Raw genomic sequence first — 16,118 nt, forward strand, 5'->3', positions numbered from 1 at the left:
GAGACCATCCTGTCCGGCCCGGGCGAGGCGCTCTCGATCGTGCACGACACGACGGATCCGGCCGCGGCCTACGCTCCCGGCATCCGGATCGCCCTTCAGCACGCCGGCGGTGTGCGCGGTGTCGTGGTCGGACTCGAGAACTTCATCGACATCGGCATCGGCGCCCCCCGCGTCGCCGAGCGGCACCCCGTGGCGGACGAGTCGGTGCCCGGTCAGGTCGCGCAGGCGACGAGCGCGTGAGCGCACGCATCGGCGTGGCCGTGATGGCCGTGCTTCTGGCGCTGTACATCGTGCTCGTCGGGTGGCGCGCGGTGCAGCTCGTGCAGACGGGAGAACCCGTCGGCATCGCGATGGGCGTCGCGCTGTTCGTGCTGCCCGTGATAGCGGCGTGGGCGCTCGGGCGTGAGCTCTGGTTCGGGGTTCGCGCCGAGCAGCTCGCGCGTCGTCTCGAGACGGAGGGCGGGCTGCCCGACGACGTGGTCGCGACGACGCCGAGCGGCAGGGTCACGCGCGCGGAGGGCGACGCGGTGTTCCCCCGCTACCGCGCCGAGGTCGAGCGGGAGCCGGAGAACTGGAAGGCCTGGTTCCGTCTCAGCCTCGCGTACGACGCGGCGGGCGACCGCCGCCGGGCCCGCCAGGCCGCGCGCGAGGCGATCCGTCGGGAGCGCGCGACCCGATGACCGCCGCACGCTGACCCGGCGTCGGCGTCAGGCCGAAACCGCCGCCTCGATGGCGTCCTCGGCCGTGCGGTGCCGGAAGGTGAAGCCGGATGCCGTCAGCGCGACGGGCACGACGTGCGCATCCGTGAGCAGCACGGCGTCTGCGAAGTCGTCGCCGAGCGCGGTACGCATCGCCCACGCTGGCGCGCGCAGCAGATAGGGCCGGTTGAGGCGCCTCGCGAGGGCGAAGCCGATGTCGTTCGCCGTCGCGCGTGCCGGCCCCGTGAGGTTCACCGGGCCAGTCAGCCGGTTGTCGAGCACGTGCAGGATGGCGGCGATCTCGTCGTCGAGTGAGATCCACGGCCACGACTGCGTGCCGGTTCCGAGCGGACCGGACACGCCGGCGCGCGTGAGCGCGATGAGCGGCTTGAGCACGGCCTCCGGGTGCAGGATCGGCGCGGTGCGCAGCAGGGCGACGCGCTCGCCCGCGATCCGGGCGGCGTGCTCCCATTCGACGCAGAGCGACGCCAGGAACGTGCTGCCGGGGCGTGCCTGCTCCGTCAGGTCCTGACCGGATCCGTAGAAGCCGGTGGCGCTCGCGGCGAGCAGGAGCGGCCGCTCCGCAGCAGGCAGCGCCTCGACCGCCCGCGCGAGGGCACGGGTGGGTGTGATGCGGGACCAGAGCAGCTCGCTGCGGTAGGAACGCGTCCACGGCAGGCGGGCGATGCTCGCCCCGTTCAGGCCGACGACGGCATCGACGCCCGCCACGACGGCCGGGTCGAGAGGCGCCCCGTCGAGCCAGCGCACCTCGTCCGGGGCCACGGGCTCTCGCCGCACCAGACGCGTGACGCGGTCGCCCCGCTCGCGCAGAGATGCGACGAGGGCGCGCCCGATCAACCCGGACGCGCCCCCGATGACGACGTGCATCAGGCCGGCGCTGCTTTCGTTCCGACCGATCGCTGCGCTGCCCGCTCGTCGAGCGGGAGCGGCCTGCTACGCAAGCTGCGCCTCCATGGTGATGTCGATGCCCGCGAGCGCCTGCGAGACCGGGCAGCCGGCCTTCGCGCCCTCGGCGATCTCCTGGAACTTCTGCGCGTCCAGGCCCGGCACGACCGCATTGACGTTCAGGTGGCTGCCCGTGATGCCGGTGCCGGGCTTGAACGTCACCGACGCGGTGGTGTCGAGCTTCTCGGGCGGCGTGCCGTTCTCTCCCAGCGCGTGCGACAGCGCCATGCTGAAGCACGAAGCGTGTGCGGCGGCGATGAGCTCCTCGGGCGTGGTCGTCGAGTCGGAGCCCTCTGCGCGCGCCTTCCAGTTGACGGGGAAGGATCCGATGCCCGAGGCGAACGAGACGGTTCCGGATCCCTCGGCGAGGCTTCCTGTCCAGGCGGTGGTGGCTTCGCTGGTGACGGTCATGACGTCCTCCGAATCGGCGTTGAGCGGTGTTTCGGCCAGCCTATCGACCGGGACGCCGCCCGTCACCGGTCGAGAGTGACCGACCGGGCATCGTCGCCGCGAGAGGGCATGGACGTGCGCGCCGGCTCGCGCCCGTGCTGCGCGTCTCGGTGCAAGCTCCGGTCAGACCGCGCGCGTACGCCCGACGATGCCCCCGCGCTGCAGCAGGAGGTAGAACCGGCACCCCAGGCAGAAACCGAACGCGGCGTTCAGGAAGGCCGCGACCAGCGCCGCGCCCGCCGCGATCACCAGCGCCCACGGGGCGCCGATCAGGTGCAGGATGAGTCCGGCGCCGGTCACGAACAGGCCCACGCCCTGCGCGAAGCGTGGCGGGCGCGGATCCTCGAGCTCGGACGGGGGAGCGAGGCGCGGGCGCACGAGCCGGCGGAAGACGACGCCCCACGGAGCCGTGCGCGGTGAGACGACGCTCCACGCGAACAGGGCGGCCGTGATCGCGACCGCGACGAAGCCGGCATCCGCGAGCCGCTGCGCGAACGGTGAGGTGCCGGGGACGTAAACGGCATCGGCCAGCGGCTGGTACGCGAACCAGCCGAAGCTCCCGGTCGCCTCGCCGAGGCGGGGCGAGATGCCCGTGAGTGCCAGGTAGGTCGCGATCACGAGCAGCACGGTCGTCACTGTGGCGGCGAAGCGCGGGCCGCGGGGATCGATTCCGGCGGGTGCAGGCGCGTCAGGCATGGGTCCTCTCCAGGAGTCGGTCGAGCTCACGCGTCACGTCGTCCGCACGCGGGGCGCCGCCGATGCGGGCGTGCACGGCGCCGTTCGCGTCGACGAGCAGCGTCGTCGGGGTCTGCAGCACGCCGAAGCGGCGGCTCAGCTCGGGCCGGTTCGTGAGGTCGACGTCGAGGTGCGCGACACCGTCCCTTTCGCGCGCGATCCCGCCGAGCACGCGCCGCGCCGCGGGGCAGCGCGCGCAGAACTCGGTGCTGAACTGCACGAGCGTGGCGTGCGATCCGAAATCCGAAGCGTCGACGCCGAGGGACGCGGGCGTCGCGCGGATCTCGCCCGTCGTGGCGCGCATGCGGCCGTCGCGCCCGCGCAGCACGACGCCCAGCACCACCGCGGCGCCCATGATGGCGACGAGTACGACGAGCGCGGTCAGCGGATCCACGCCGCCACGATAACGGCCGTGCCGAGAGGCCGCGGCGGCGGGGACACCCGGCGTAACACGAGGATCGGCCCGTCCTCGGGAGGAGGACGGGCCGATCCCGTCACCGGCTGCTCACCGGCTGCTCACCGACTGCTCACCGACTGCACGCCGGCTACTCGGCGACGGTCGCGGCGCCGATGTCGGGGTTGTCGGTGAAGAAGCCGTCGATGCCCGTATCGAGGAACGCGCGGATCTCGCCGGCCAGGTCACCGGGGGCGTACGGGTCGGCGCTCGAGCGGAAATCGGCGGCGAGGAACTGGTTCTCGACGCGGAACGTCCAGGCGTGAACGGTCAGGCCTGCGCGGTGCGCGTCGCGCACGACATTGCTGGGCCGGGCGAGCGTGCCGTCGGCGTTGCGGGGAATGATCACGTTCTTCTCCGCTCCGATGCCATCGGCGTAGCGGGCGATCTCGGCGACGCCGCGACGGGTCACCAGATCGGCGTACGTGCGCGGGTCACCGGCGGCGACGAGGTCGTACGGCGCGCCCGAACTGCTGATGAGCTGCGCCAGCGGAACGTTCGTCATCCGGTTCAGGTCGCGCAGGTTGCCCGTCTCGAAGCTCTGCAGGATGACCGGTGCCCGGCGATCGTCGAGCCCGTTGCGGCGCAGCTCGGCCACGAGCGGCTCCTCGAGCGACAGGCCGATCGAGTCGAAGTACGTGGGGTGCTTCGTCTCGGGGTAGACGCCGACGGGGCGGCCGTCGCAGGTCTTGGAGTGGCGAGCGAGGTCGAGGACCTCATCCAGCGTCGGGATCGGATAGAGGCCGTCGAACGCCGCACTCTGCGGCCGCACCTGGGGCAGGCGCTCCTTGGCACGCAGGGTCCGCAGCTCGGCGAGCGTGAAGTCCTCCGTGAACCAGCCTGAGATGCGGGTTCCGTCGATCGTCTTCGTCGTGCGACGGTCGGCGAATTCGGGGCGCGCGGCGACGTCCGTGGTGGTGCCGATCTCGTTCTCGTGGCGGGCGACGAGCACGCCGTCCTTGGTCGAGACGACGTCGGGTTCGATGTACTCCGCGCACTGCGTGATGGCGGTCTCGTACGCCGCGAGAGTGTGCTCGGGACGGTAGCCGCTCGCGCCGCGGTGTGCGACGACGGTCACCGCGTCCGGGGTCGCCCGCGTGCGCTGCAGATCGACGATGGCGAACTCGGTGTCGTCCGGGGTGCCGGTGATGCGCGCGTCGTTGCCGGGGTAGTTGTTGTCGTTTCCGATCAGCAGCCGCCCGTCGCGCAGCTGCAGCACGGTCTCGAACGACTGCACCGGAAGCGCGTACGTCTCGCCCAGGCCGTATCCCTCGCCCTCGTCGATGCCGTGCGGGTTGTCGATGCGCAGCGCATCGAGCACGAGGGTCTTGTTCAGGAAGCCCTCGCGATCGGGGCGCTGACGCAGATCGACCTGGTAGACGCGCTTGATCACCGACTGATCGCCCTCGAAGTCGTCGCGCTCGATCAGCAGCAGCCGGCCGTCGCGGGTCGTGAAGGCGTCGCCGATCACGTTCGGGCTGATGTCGGTCTGGTACGACCAGGTGCGGCCCGTGTAGCGGCCCTTGCGGGTGTCGAACTCGTTGATGACGCGGCGGCGCTGGTCGGTGTCCGCCAGGTACGCGCCTTCGAGCACGGGGTAGAGATAGCGGCCGTCCCGTGATCCGGCCATCGCCTCGAAGCCGCGGCTCGCGGCGACCGTAGGCTGGGCGCCTGCGAGGTACGGGTTCTGCGGCGACTGCGCGCCGGCGAGCGGATACGGCTTCTCGAGCAGCGTGCCGTCCTTATCGAAGTGCAGCAGGAACGGACCGAACTCCTCGCCGACCCAGAACGTGCCGTCCTTGGCCCGCACGATCGACTCGATGTCGAAGTCCGCGCCCGTCAGCAGTCGCTCCTCGGTGTCCCCGTTCACGATGGGGAAGTCGAGCACGCCGTTGCGGTCGTTGTAGGAGATGTAGCGCAGGACGTCGATCTCCCCGGCACCGCCGCGGGCCGTCTGCCACTGGGGCTCCACCAGGTAGTTGCGCAGCAGGAAGTCGGCCGAGTTCCCCTTGGAGCCGAAGCCGTTGTCGGGCTGCGCCCAGAAGGTGCCGTCGCCGTTGTCGAGCATGGCGGAGAAGCCGGGGATGACCTGGCCGTCAAACGGTCCGGTGCGGCCGTTCGCGGGCGTCACCGCCGCGCCGGAGGCCGGACCCTCGGCGAGGTAGTCGGCCGAGAGCGTCGCCCGCGCCGCGAGCGTGGGGACGACGGTCTTCTCGGAGCGCGGGGAGGAGCCGTGGCCGGTGACCGGCGTCGTCGCGGACGCCGCGGCGGGAAGGAGCGCCGCGATGAGGGATGCCGCGGCGGAGAGGGCGATGAGCGCGGCGGGCGAGGTGTGCCGGCGGCGCTGCGGAGGAGTGATCGTCACCCGTGAGACGCTTCTCGCCCCGCCCCACTGGAGGGCGACGGTCCGGTGAACGGGGGCAGAACTGCCCAGGCGGTCGGGTCCGTGATCGCGGGGCGTGATTCGGATGCCGCGCCCGGCGGACCGGATCGCGCGCGCCTGGTCCGGATGTCCGGAGCCGGGTCTACCCTGGATCGCGTGATCCCGACACCGTACGAAGACCTCTTGCGCGACGTCCTCGCGCACGGCACGCACAAGGACGACCGCACGGGCACCGGCACGACCAGCGTGTTCGGGCGTCAGCTGCGCTACGACCTTTCGCAGGGATTTCCGCTGATCACCACCAAGCGCGTGCACTTCAAGTCCGTCGCGCTCGAGCTGCTGTGGTTCCTGCGCGGCGACTCGAACGTGAAGTGGCTGCAGGAGCGCGGCGTGACGATCTGGGACGAGTGGGCGGACGCCGACGGCGAGCTCGGCCCCGTGTACGGCGTGCAGTGGCGCTCGTGGCCCACCCCGAGCGGCGAGCAGATCGACCAGATCCAGCAGGCCGTCGAGCTGCTGAAGAACAACCCCGACTCGCGCCGCATCGTGGTCTCGGCGTGGAACCCCGCCGAGATCCCGGACATGGCGCTGCCCCCGTGCCACGCGTTCTTCCAGTTCTACGTCGCCGACGGCAAGCTGTCTTGCCAGCTCTATCAGCGCAGCGCGGACATGTTCCTCGGTGTTCCGTTCAACATCGCGTCGTACGCGCTGCTGACCCTGATGATGGCGCAGCAGACGGGCCTCGAGCCGGGCGAGTTCGTCTGGACCGGCGGCGACGTCCACATCTACGACAACCACCGCGAGCAGGTCGCCGAGCAGCTGTCCAGGGACCCGTTCCCGTACCCGACGCTCGAGATCACCCGGAAGCCGGCGTCGATCTTCGATTACGAGTTCGAGGACTTCGCGGTGCACGACTACCAGCACCACCCGCCGATCCGCGCGGCCGTCGCGGTCTGATGGCGGTCCGCGCGATCTGGGCGCAGGCGGCGAACGGCGCGATCGGCGCCGACGGCGGCATGCCGTGGGACCTGCCGGAGGACATGGCGTACTTCAAGCGCGTCACGACCGGCGCCCCCGTCGTGATGGGCAGACGCACGTGGCAGTCCTTCCCCGATCGGTTCCGTCCGCTTCCCGGCCGGCCGAACGTGGTGGTCACGCGCGACGAATCGTTCGAGGCGCCGGGCGCAGAGGTCGCGCATGCGCTCGACGACGCGCTGCGACGCGCCCACCGGCTCGCGGAGGACGTGTGGGTCATCGGGGGAGCCGAGATCTATCGCCAGGCGATGCCGTTGCTGGACGAGCTTTGGGTCACCCGCATCGACATCGACGTCGAGGGCGACGCCTTCGCACCCGAGATCGACGACTCCTGGCGGCTCACGCGCGCCGACCCGCCGTCCGGGCAATGGCACACGAGCCGCACGGGCACGCGCTACCGCTTCGAGGTGCTCGAGCGGGCGTGATCCGCAGGAGCCTCATGGCGCGGGACGATAGCCTGGGAGCATGACGCACTCGGGCAACCCCTTCGGACAGGTGCTCGTCGCGCTCGTCACTCCGATGACGGCCGACGGCGAGGTCGACTGGCCCGCCGTCGAGAAGCACATCGACGACGTCATCACCTCGGGTGCCGACGGCATCGTCGTGACCGGCACGACGGGCGAGACCTCGACGCTGACCGACCCCGAGAAGCTGCGCCTCGTCGAGGTGGGCAAGGACGTCGCGGCGGGACGCGCGAAGATCATCACGGGCGGCGGATCCAACGAGACTGCCCACGCGATCGAGCTCTACCGCAAGAGCGAGAAGGCCGGCGCGGACGGCATCATGATCGTCACGCCGTACTACAACAAGCCCACGCAGGCGGGCATCCTGACGCACTTCCGGCTGGTGGCGGACTCGACGGACCTGCCGGTGATCCTCTACGACATCCCGGGTCGCACGGGCGTCCCGATCAAGTACGAGACGATCCTGCGCCTCGCGAAGCACCCCAACATCCTCGCGATCAAGGACGCCAAGGGCGACTTCAGCGAGGTCAGCCGGGTGCTGAACCAGACCGACCTGCTGTACTTCTCGGGCGACGATGCGAACGTGCTGCCGCACCTCGCGATCGGTGCGTCGGGGCTGATCGGCGTGACCGCGAACATCGCGGCTGCGCCCTACCGCATGATCGTCGACGCCGTGAACCGCGGCGACCTCGCGGCTGCGACCGAGCAGCACATGAAGCTCGAGCCGCTCGTGCGGGCCGTCATGACGCACGTGCCGGGAACGGTGTCGGCGAAGTACATCCTGCACGGCCTCGGCCGCATCTCCAGCCCGCGCGTGCGCCTGCCGCTCGTCGGACCGGAGGAGTGGGAGGCCGCGATCATCGAGGACGAGCTCGCCCTCGTGAAGGATGTCGCCGGCGTCGACCTGTCGAACTTCCGCCCCGACCGCAACGCGGCCGCCGGCGGCGCGCTGCCGAAGATCGCAGGCACCACCCGCTGACACCGCGTCAGCCCCACGGATCTCCCGCGGCCGAGAACGCCGCACCCACATAAGAGAACACGACACCGAGGTCGCATGTCCGTCTCGGCATGCGACCCGAAACCGGGTGCCGCCCTGTGCCGCGCCCGTGAAAGGCGGACGATGTCCACTCCGGTCTACGATCCCCCCGCGCTCGAGAACGGCGCGCTCCGCGTCACGCCGCTCGGCGGCCTCGGCGAGGTCGGTCGCAACATGACGATCTTCGAGTACGACGGCAAGATCCTCGTCGTCGACTGCGGCGTGCTCTTCCCCGAGGAGCACCAGCCCGGCGTCGACCTGATCCTGCCCGACTTCGAGCCCATCAGGAACCGCCTCGACGACATCGTCGGCGTCGTCCTGACACACGGTCACGAGGATCACATCGGCGCGGTGCCGTACCTGCTCAAGCTGCGGCAGGACATCCCGCTGATCGGCTCCGCGCTGACGCTCGCGCTCGTGGAGGCGAAGCTCAAGGAGCACCGGATCAAGCCAGTCCTGACCGTCGTGAAGGAGGAGGAGGAGTGGGACATCGAGCCGTTCGCGCTCGAGTTCGTCGCCGTCAACCACTCGATCCCGGACGCTCTCGCGGTCGCGATCCGCACGCCCGCGGGCCTCGTCCTGCACACCGGCGACTTCAAGATGGATCAGCTGCCGCTCGACGGCCGCATCACGGATCTGCGTGCGTTCGCCCGCTTGGGCGAGGAGGGCGTGGACCTGTTCCTCCCGGACTCGACCAACGCCGACGTGCCTGGCTTCACGCCGACCGAGCGGGCCATCGGTCCGGTGATCGATCAGGTCATCTCGAAGACGCCCGGCCGTGTGATCGTCGCGAGCTTCTCGAGCCACGTCCACCGCGTGCAGCAGGTGCTGGACGCGGCCGCGGCGAACGGGCGCCGCGTGGCGCTGCTCGGACGCAGCATGGTGCGCAACATGACGATCGCGGCCGATCTGGGGTACCTGAACGTGCCCGACAACGTGCTGATCGACTATAAGAAGGCGCGCGACGTCCCGGACAACCAGATCGTCTACATGTCGACGGGATCCCAGGGCGAGCCCATGGCTGTGCTGAGCCGGATGGCGAACCTTGACCATGCGATCGAGCCGGGGGAGGGCGACACCGTGATCCTGGCCTCGAGCCAGATCCCGGGCAACGAGAACGCGATCTACCGCGTGATCGACGGTCTCACCAAGCTGGGTGCGAACGTCGTGCACAAGTCCAACGCGCGCGTGCACGTGTCCGGCCATGCCGCGGCGGGCGAGCTGCTCTACTGCTACAACATCCTGAAGCCCAAGAACGTGCTGCCCGTGCACGGCGAGTACCGGCACCTGATGGCGAACGCGAAGCTGGCTCAGGACACCGGCATCGCGGAGGAGCGCACGATCCTGGGAGCGAACGGCGCGGTCGTCGACCTCAAGGACGGCGTCGCGCGGGTCGTGGGCCAGCTCGACCTCGGCTTCGTGTACGTCGACGGGTCGACCGTGGGTGAGATCACGGACGCCGACCTCAAGGACCGCCGCGTGCTCGGCGAAGAGGGCTTCGTGTCGGTCATCGTCGTCGTCGACGCCGCGACCGGCCGGATCATCACGGGTCCCGAAATCCACGCGCGCGGCATCGCCGAGGACGACGCGGTGTTCGAGGCGGTCAAGCCCAAGATCGCCAAGGCGCTCGAGGAGGCCGCCGCCTCCGGCGTGCGCGACACGCACGCGCTGTCGCAGACCGTGCGCCGCACCATCGGCCGCTGGGTCAACCAGTCGCTGCGTCGCCGGCCCATGATCGTGCCGCTGGTCATCGAGGCGTAGGGCGGCGGCCGCGTCGGACAGCGTCGCCTACACCGTCGCGGACGGTGGGTACGGCGGCGCCGGCGGACCGGCGTTCACCGTCTGGTCGGAGGCGCCCGATGCGCCGCTGCAGCGGATCGACGTGCTGACGCAGGCGATAGCGACCGAGGAGGGCATCCAGATCTCCGACCCGCGGAGCGACGTCGAGGCGGCGTACCCTGAAGCGGAGCGCATCGACAACGCCGGTTTGACGACCTTGTTCGTGCTCCCCGGCGAGACCGGGCAGCTGCTGATCGAGGTGGCGGGATCGGATGTCGCGTACTGGCAGGACGACGCCGACAGCGTCGTGTATCTCAGGGTGATCGGCATCGATCAAGAGCCCGTGGGCATCGCTGCGACCGACGACGTCGTGGGTCTCTGCACCGACCGGAACTGATCCTCGCATCCGGCGCGCGCGGATCCGGGCGTTGCCCGGCGTCGCTGCCGCAGGATGTCGGCCCTCGCGCGTACCGTGGAAGCATGCCACGCACGTCCGCCGCGTCCAAGGGTCAGGCCGCGAGCAAGAGCCGGGCGGCCTCGAAGCCCGAGGCCGCCCCCGCCTCGCGCGCGCGCAAGAAGGCCGCGCCGGCGGCGAAGCCCTACTTCGAGGAGACGGATCGGCCGTCCGTCGCGGTGCGCGCGTGGAACGGCCTCGGTCACGCGGTCGGCGGGCTGTTCCGCGCCTTCGGGCCCGAGGGGCTCGAGAAGGACGACCGCCGCGACGGCTTCCCGCTGCTGCTCGTGATGCTCGCGATCGCGGGCGCCGTGACGGAGTGGTTCTTCATCGGCAACGAGATCGCGATGAACATCAGCGCGTACACGTTCGGCATGCTGATCGGGCGCACGGCCTTCGTGTTCCCTGTCGCGCTGCTGCTGCTCGCCGGCTGGCTGTTCCGTCACCCGTCCTCCGTGCATGACAACGGCCGCATCGGCATCGGCTTCGCGCTGCTCACGATCACCGTGGCAGGCTTCTGCCACATCGCCGGTTCCCGCCCGCAGCCGGTGGAAGGCATGCCCGCGCTGAGCCGGTCCGGAGGCCTGTTCGGCTGGATGGTGGGCGAACCGACCGCCATGCTGCTGAGCGAGATCGGCGCCTACGTGCTGCTGTCGCTGATCGCCGCTCTGAGCGTGCTGATCATCACGAAGACGCCGCCGAACCGCATCGGCCGCCGGCTGGGCGAGCTGTACGCGTGGATGTTCGGAGCGGAGCACGTCGAGGAGACGGCGAACGCGAAGGCGCAGACGGCTCCCACGGAGGTGCTCACCGAGACCGACGACGAGCACGTCCCGTGGTGGCGCCGCAACAAGTCGGGGCGCGAAGAGGACCCCGACGTGGTCGACTCGCCGCAGGATCTCACCGAGCTGCTCGCCGAGCAGAGCGACGGCGGCTACGACAAGGCGATCGTCGTGGCCGAGCCGGAGGAGGACCCGCGCGATTCTGCGACGCAGGTGCTGAGCTCGATCAGCGGCGTCACCGGATCACTCGCGGAGCGCGGCTCCACGGGGCTCGTCGGCGACGGCGACGATTCCGACACGGGCGAGCTGCCGGGCCTCATGGGGTTCGGCACCGACGGCCCCGGCGGCCGCGGCCCCCAGCCGCCGGTGGCCCCCTACGTGCTGCCGTCACCCGCCTCGCTGTCCGCCGGCCCGCCCTCCGTCGCGCGCAGCGAGGCCAATGACCGCGTCGTCGAGCAGCTCACGCGCGTGCTCGCCGAGTTCAAGGTCGAGGCGAAGGTCACCGGCTTCTCGCGCGGACCGACCGTCACGCAGTACGAGATCGAGCTCGCGCCGGGCGTGCGTGTCGAGCGGATCACGCAGCTGCAGAGCAACATCTCCTACGCCGTGGCGTCGAACGACGTGCGCATCCTGGCGCCGATCCCCGGCAAGAGCGCGATCGGGATCGAGATCCCCAACACCGACCGGGAGACCGTCGCGCTGGGCGATGTGCTGCGGTCGGCGGCCGCGCAGAAGTCCGCTCACCCGCTCACCGTCGGGGTCGGCAAGGACGTCGGCGGCGGCTTCGTCGTCGCGAACCTCGCGAAGATGCCGCACCTGCTCGTGGCGGGTTCGACGGGATCCGGTAAGTCGAGCTTCATCAACTCGATGATCACGAGCATCCTGATGCGCGCCAAGCCCAGCGAGGTGCGCATGGTGCTCGTCGATCCCAAGCGTGTCGAGCTCACGAACTATGCGGGCGTGCCGCACCTGATCACGCCCATCATCACGAACCCGAAGAAGGCCGCCGAGGCGCTTCAGTGGGTCGTGAAGGAGATGGACATGCGGTACGACGACCTCGCGTCGTTCGGGTTCCGCCATGTCGACGACTTCAACGCGGCACTCGCGAAGGGCGACGTCGAGGTGCCCGTCGGAAGCGAGCGGGTGCTCAAGCCCTACCCGTACCTGCTGGTCGTGGTCGACGAGCTCGCGGATCTGATGATGGTCGCGCCGCGTGACGTCGAGGACTCGATCGTCCGCATCACCCAGCTCGCACGCGCCGCCGGCATCCACCTCGTGCTCGCAACGCAGCGTCCCTCTGTGAACGTCGTCACGGGACTGATCAAGGCCAACGTGCCCTCGCGACTCGCGTTCGCGGTGACGAGCGTGACCGACAGTCGCGTGATCCTGGATGAGGGCGGCGCCGACAAGCTCATCGGCCAGGGCGACGCCCTGTTCTCGCCCATGGGGTCGTCGAAGCCGCTGCGCGTGCAGGGAGCCTGGGTCACCGAGGACGAGATCGACCGCGTCGTCAAGCACGTCACCGGCCAGGCCCGCCCCGAGTACCGGGCGGACGTGGCCGAGGCGATCGAGGCGAAGAAGAAGGAGATCGACGAGGACATCGGCGACGACCTCGAGGTGCTGCTCGCCGCGGCGGAGCTCGTGGTCACGAGCCAGTTCGGCTCGACATCGATGCTGCAGCGCAAGCTGCGCGTGGGCTTTGCCAAGGCGGGTCGACTCATGGACCTGCTGGAGTCGCGGGAGATCGTCGGCCCGTCCGAGGGTTCGAAGGCCCGCGACGTGCTCGTCACGCCCGAGCAGCTGCCCGACGTGCTCGCACGCATCAAGGGCGAGGAGCCGCCCGCCCGCTCCGCTGCCGCTTCCGAGAGCGACACGGCTCCGGAACCCGGCGAGGGACACGCGGATGACCGCTACGGCGAGGACCCCATCGAAGCGCAGTTCCGCGGCCATCCGGTCGAGGACGACGAGGGCGACGAAGACGCCTGGCAGCTGACCGGACGGGACTGATACACATGGCGATTCCCCGGCAGCTGCCGAACGCGATCACGATCGCGCGCATCCCGCTCGCTGTGCTCTCGCTGGTCCTGCTGCTGCTCGGCGGCATGCTGGGGGAAGCGGACCTCACGTTGCGGTGGATCGCCGCGATCATCTTCGTGGTCGGGATGTCGACCGACTGGGTCGACGGCTACCTGGCGCGTCGGCACGACATCGTGAGCGACTTCGGCAAGCTGTGGGATCCGATCGCCGACAAGTTCCTCACCGGAGCGGGCTTCATCGGGCTCGCGATCCTCGACGAGGTGTGGTGGTGGATGGTCGTGGTCATCCTGATCCGCGAGTGGGGCATCACCGTGCACCGGCTCATGATCGCGAACGAGCACGTGGTCGCGGCCGCGTGGATGGGGAAGATCAAGACGGTCGTCCAGGCGATCGCGCTGTCGTGGGCCCTGCTGCCGTTCTGGCTGCTGATCGGCGTGCAGGCCTTCTCGATCATCTCGCTGATCCTGATGTCGATCGCGGTGATCCTGACGATCCTCAGCGGCATCGACTACATCGTGGCGCAGGTGCGGGGGGCGAGGGCGGCCCGGTGAGCTCCTCGACGGCGGCCGCCTCCGTGCTCGCCGCGCTGCGCGAGCGCGGGTGGAGCATCGCCGTCGCCGAGTCGCTCACGGGCGGGCTGGTCGTCTCGGCGCTCGTGGATGTGCCCGGCGCGTCCGCGAGCCTCCGCGGCGGAGTGGTCGCCTACGACACCGCGCTCAAGTCGTCGGTGCTGGGCGTCGACGAGGGGCTCCTCACGGCGCACGGGCCCGTTCACCCCGAGGTGGCCCGCCAGATGGCCGACGGCGTGCGTCGGGCGCTCGCGGTGGACGGTCGGCCCGCCGATGTCGGCGTCTCCACCACCGGTATCGCGGGTCCGGCCTCGCCCGACGGCCAGCCCGTCGGCACGGTGCACATCGGCGTCGCGACACCCGAGGCGGTCACGGTCAGCTCGTGGGTGCTCCCGGGCGGGCGCGCCGACATCCGAAGCGGCGCGTGCGCGCAGGCGCTCGCCGACGTGGTCGACGCCGTGCGCCGCGACGGCCTCGCGGGCTGACCCCGAGCGGCCTCGCGGTTCGATGCCGTGAACTCGCCGATTCCCACCCGATACTTATGTGCGCGGGATTAAATTGGGCTCATCGGTGTTGTACTGTGGTGCACCCGGTGGGAGCGTGAGGAGGAGGGGGCCGCAATGATCCTGGTTCGTCAAGAGATCGGCGATGTGCTGCGTGACATGCGTCAGCAGAAGGGCCAGACCCTCCGTCAGGTCGCCAGCAGGGCGAGCGTCGCGCTCGGCTACCTCAGCGAGGTGGAGCGCGGCCAGAAGGAGGCGTCGAGCGAGATCCTGGCGTCGGTGGCCGAGGCCCTCGACGTGCCGATCTCGTCGATCATGCGCGAGGTGGGCGACCGCATCGCCGTGCTCGAGGGCGTGCAGCCCTTCCCCGACGTCGTGCCCGACGACCTCGTCGCCGAGGTCGGCCCCGAGCTCTCCCTGCGTTGAGGCGCAGCGAGTTCCTGCGCGCGGTCGACGACGAGTTCGGCGCGCGCGCCACGACGCTTCTCGGCGACCTTGTGCTGCCCGGCATCGGCAGGTCGGCGCTCGACGCGCTGGAGGCCGGTATCCCGCCGCGTGAGATCTGGCTCGCGCTGTGCGAGGAGACGGACGTGCCCGTCGAGCGCCGCTACGGCGTCGGCCGTCTCGAGCCGCGCCGCTGATCCGCTTCGAATCCCGCACCGCCGATTCCGGCGTGTCATCGAAGATGCGTTCGAAGTCGGCGTAGTGTCGTCCACAGGTGGCGAATGCCGCCCATCTGCTCCTCTCGGAGCGACCGCCGGATCCAATGTCGGTGGTCCTCCCTAGCGTGGCAGGTGGCACATCAGCCACGCGCCTTGTCGCAGATCCCGGCCATTCGGTACGGGACGCGACAGCCTACAGGCGACGGACACACGAGTGAGAAGGAGCAGGTCATGGCATCAGCAGCCGATCGCGAGAAGGCCCTCGACGCGGCCCTCGCCCAGATCGACAAGCAGTTCGGCAAGGGATCCGTCATGCGGCTGGGCAGCGACGAGCGCGCCCCGGTCGAGGTGATCCCCACGGGTTCGATCGCGCTCGACGTCGCCCTCGGCGTCGGTGGCCTGCCTCGAGGCCGCATTATCGAGATCTACGGACCGGAGTCGTCGGGTAAGACGACCCTCACTCTGCACGCCATCGCGAATGTCCAGCGGGCAGGCGGGATCGCGGCGTTCGTCGACGCGGAGCACGCGCTCGACCCCGAGTACGCGAAGAAGCTCGGCGTCGACATCGACCAGCTGCTCGTGTCGCAGCCCGACACGGGTGAGCAGGCCCTCGAGATCGCGGACATGCTGATCCGTTCCGGGGCGATCGACCTGGTCGTCATCGACTCGGTCGCAGCGCTCGTCCCGCGTGCCGAGATCGAGGGTGAGATGGGCGACTCGCACGTGGGTCTCCAGGCCCGCCTGATGTCGCAGGCGCTCCGCAAGCTCACGGGTGGTCTGAACCAGACGAAGACGACCGCGATCTTCATCAACCAGCTGCGCGAGAAGATCGGCGTGTTCTTCGGATCGCCCGAGACCACGGCCGGTGGTAAGGCGCTGAAGTTCTACGCGTCGGTGCGACTCGACATCCGCCGCATCGAGACGCTCAAGGACGGTGCCGACGCCGTCGGAAACCGCACGCGCGTCAAGGTGGTCAAGAACAAGATGGCTCCGCCCTTCAAGCAGGCAGAGTTCGACATCCTCTACGGCACGGGAATCTCGCGGGAGGGCAGCCTGATCGACTTCGGTGTCGAGCACGGCATCGTGAAGAAGTCGGGGTCGTGGTACACCT

17 protein-coding genes and 1 pseudogene are annotated in these 16,118 nt (G+C 70.1%); 13 read left to right on the forward strand and 5 right to left on the reverse strand.

Annotated features, from left to right (window positions below):
- Together RIF89_RS04095 and RIF89_RS04100 are read left to right on the forward strand one after the other, a co-directional pair.
- Window positions 1-240 (forward strand): annotated as a pseudogene (locus RIF89_RS04095) (4-hydroxy-tetrahydrodipicolinate reductase); the annotation flags it as partial.
- Window positions 237-680, forward strand: coding sequence for a hypothetical protein (locus RIF89_RS04100; protein WP_309067873.1), 444 nt, complete (start codon window positions 237-239; stop codon window positions 678-680). The pseudogene RIF89_RS04095 and the gene RIF89_RS04100, both read left to right, overlap by 4 nt.
- Before the next feature lie 27 nt (window positions 681-707).
- Here RIF89_RS04100 and RIF89_RS04105 read toward each other — a convergent pair whose 3' ends face one another.
- The 5 genes from RIF89_RS04105 to RIF89_RS04125 all read right to left on the reverse strand — a co-directional run bounded on the left by RIF89_RS04105 (window position 708) and on the right by RIF89_RS04125 (window position 5,668).
- Window positions 708-1,586, reverse strand: coding sequence for a TIGR01777 family oxidoreductase (locus tag RIF89_RS04105; protein ID WP_309067874.1), 879 nt, complete (start codon window positions 1,584-1,586; stop codon window positions 708-710).
- Between the two features lie 66 nt (window positions 1,587-1,652).
- The gene (locus tag RIF89_RS04110; RefSeq protein ID WP_309067875.1) at window positions 1,653-2,075 is read right to left on the reverse strand and encodes an OsmC family protein; all 423 of its coding nucleotides are present in this window, start codon (window positions 2,073-2,075) and stop codon (window positions 1,653-1,655) included.
- 162 nt (window positions 2,076-2,237) lie between these two features.
- Window positions 2,238-2,810 (reverse strand): DUF4395 domain-containing protein, encoded by a 573-nt coding sequence (locus RIF89_RS04115; RefSeq protein ID WP_309067876.1) that lies wholly within the window; start codon window positions 2,808-2,810, stop codon window positions 2,238-2,240.
- Window positions 2,803-3,243, reverse strand: coding sequence for a thioredoxin family protein (locus RIF89_RS04120; RefSeq protein ID WP_309067877.1), 441 nt, complete (start codon window positions 3,241-3,243; stop codon window positions 2,803-2,805). The genes RIF89_RS04115 and RIF89_RS04120 overlap by 8 nt, the downstream gene beginning before the upstream one ends.
- Window positions 3,244-3,394: 151 nt before the next feature.
- Window positions 3,395-5,668 carry an esterase-like activity of phytase family protein gene (locus RIF89_RS04125; protein WP_309067878.1) on the reverse strand — a complete coding sequence of 758 codons (2,274 nt, stop codon included), beginning with the start codon at window positions 5,666-5,668 and terminating at the stop codon, window positions 3,395-3,397.
- 144 nt (window positions 5,669-5,812) lie between these two features.
- Here RIF89_RS04125 and RIF89_RS04130 point away from each other — a divergent pair, with 144 nt between their 5' ends.
- The 11 genes from RIF89_RS04130 to recA form a co-directional block, all read left to right on the forward strand.
- On the forward strand, window positions 5,813-6,643 hold the full coding sequence (locus RIF89_RS04130; protein WP_309067879.1) for a thymidylate synthase: 831 nt from the start codon (window positions 5,813-5,815) through the stop codon (window positions 6,641-6,643).
- A complete protein-coding gene (locus RIF89_RS04135) occupies window positions 6,643-7,146 on the forward strand; it encodes a dihydrofolate reductase (protein ID WP_309067880.1) in 504 nt (167 codons plus the stop codon). The genes RIF89_RS04130 and RIF89_RS04135 overlap by 1 nt, the downstream gene beginning before the upstream one ends.
- Window positions 7,147-7,186: 40 nt before the next feature.
- Window positions 7,187-8,164 carry a 4-hydroxy-tetrahydrodipicolinate synthase gene (dapA, locus tag RIF89_RS04140; protein WP_203135721.1) on the forward strand — a complete coding sequence of 326 codons (978 nt, stop codon included), beginning with the start codon at window positions 7,187-7,189 and terminating at the stop codon, window positions 8,162-8,164.
- A 141-nt stretch (window positions 8,165-8,305) separates the two neighbouring features.
- Window positions 8,306-9,982 carry a ribonuclease J gene (locus RIF89_RS04145; protein WP_309067881.1) on the forward strand — a complete coding sequence of 559 codons (1,677 nt, stop codon included), beginning with the start codon at window positions 8,306-8,308 and terminating at the stop codon, window positions 9,980-9,982.
- Window positions 9,983-10,103: 121 nt separating this feature from the next.
- The gene (locus RIF89_RS04150) at window positions 10,104-10,397 is read left to right on the forward strand and encodes a hypothetical protein (RefSeq protein ID WP_309067882.1); all 294 of its coding nucleotides are present in this window, start codon (window positions 10,104-10,106) and stop codon (window positions 10,395-10,397) included.
- A gap of 83 nt (window positions 10,398-10,480) precedes the next feature.
- Window positions 10,481-13,243: a DNA translocase FtsK 4TM domain-containing protein gene (locus tag RIF89_RS04155; protein WP_309067883.1), complete on the forward strand. Its 2,763-nt coding sequence runs from the start codon at window positions 10,481-10,483 to the stop codon at window positions 13,241-13,243.
- A gap of 5 nt (window positions 13,244-13,248) precedes the next feature.
- Window positions 13,249-13,824, forward strand: coding sequence for a CDP-diacylglycerol--glycerol-3-phosphate 3-phosphatidyltransferase (pgsA, locus tag RIF89_RS04160; RefSeq protein WP_309067884.1), 576 nt, complete (start codon window positions 13,249-13,251; stop codon window positions 13,822-13,824).
- Window positions 13,821-14,327, forward strand: a complete 507-nt coding sequence (locus RIF89_RS04165; RefSeq protein WP_309067885.1) for a nicotinamide-nucleotide amidohydrolase family protein — start codon at window positions 13,821-13,823, stop codon at window positions 14,325-14,327. The genes pgsA and RIF89_RS04165 overlap by 4 nt, the downstream gene beginning before the upstream one ends.
- A gap of 135 nt (window positions 14,328-14,462) precedes the next feature.
- Window positions 14,463-14,771: a helix-turn-helix domain-containing protein gene (locus RIF89_RS04170; protein ID WP_135114734.1), complete on the forward strand. Its 309-nt coding sequence runs from the start codon at window positions 14,463-14,465 to the stop codon at window positions 14,769-14,771.
- Window positions 14,768-14,986, forward strand: coding sequence for a DUF3046 domain-containing protein (locus RIF89_RS04175; protein ID WP_309067886.1), 219 nt, complete (start codon window positions 14,768-14,770; stop codon window positions 14,984-14,986). The genes RIF89_RS04170 and RIF89_RS04175 overlap by 4 nt, the downstream gene beginning before the upstream one ends.
- Before the next feature lie 252 nt (window positions 14,987-15,238).
- On the forward strand, window positions 15,239-16,118 hold an 880-nt coding region (recA, locus tag RIF89_RS04180; RefSeq protein ID WP_309067887.1), incomplete at its 3' end, for a recombinase RecA.

This window comes from Microbacterium sp. (genome assembly GCF_031178525.1).
Classification (GTDB): Bacteria; Actinomycetota; Actinomycetes; order Actinomycetales; family Microbacteriaceae; genus Microbacterium.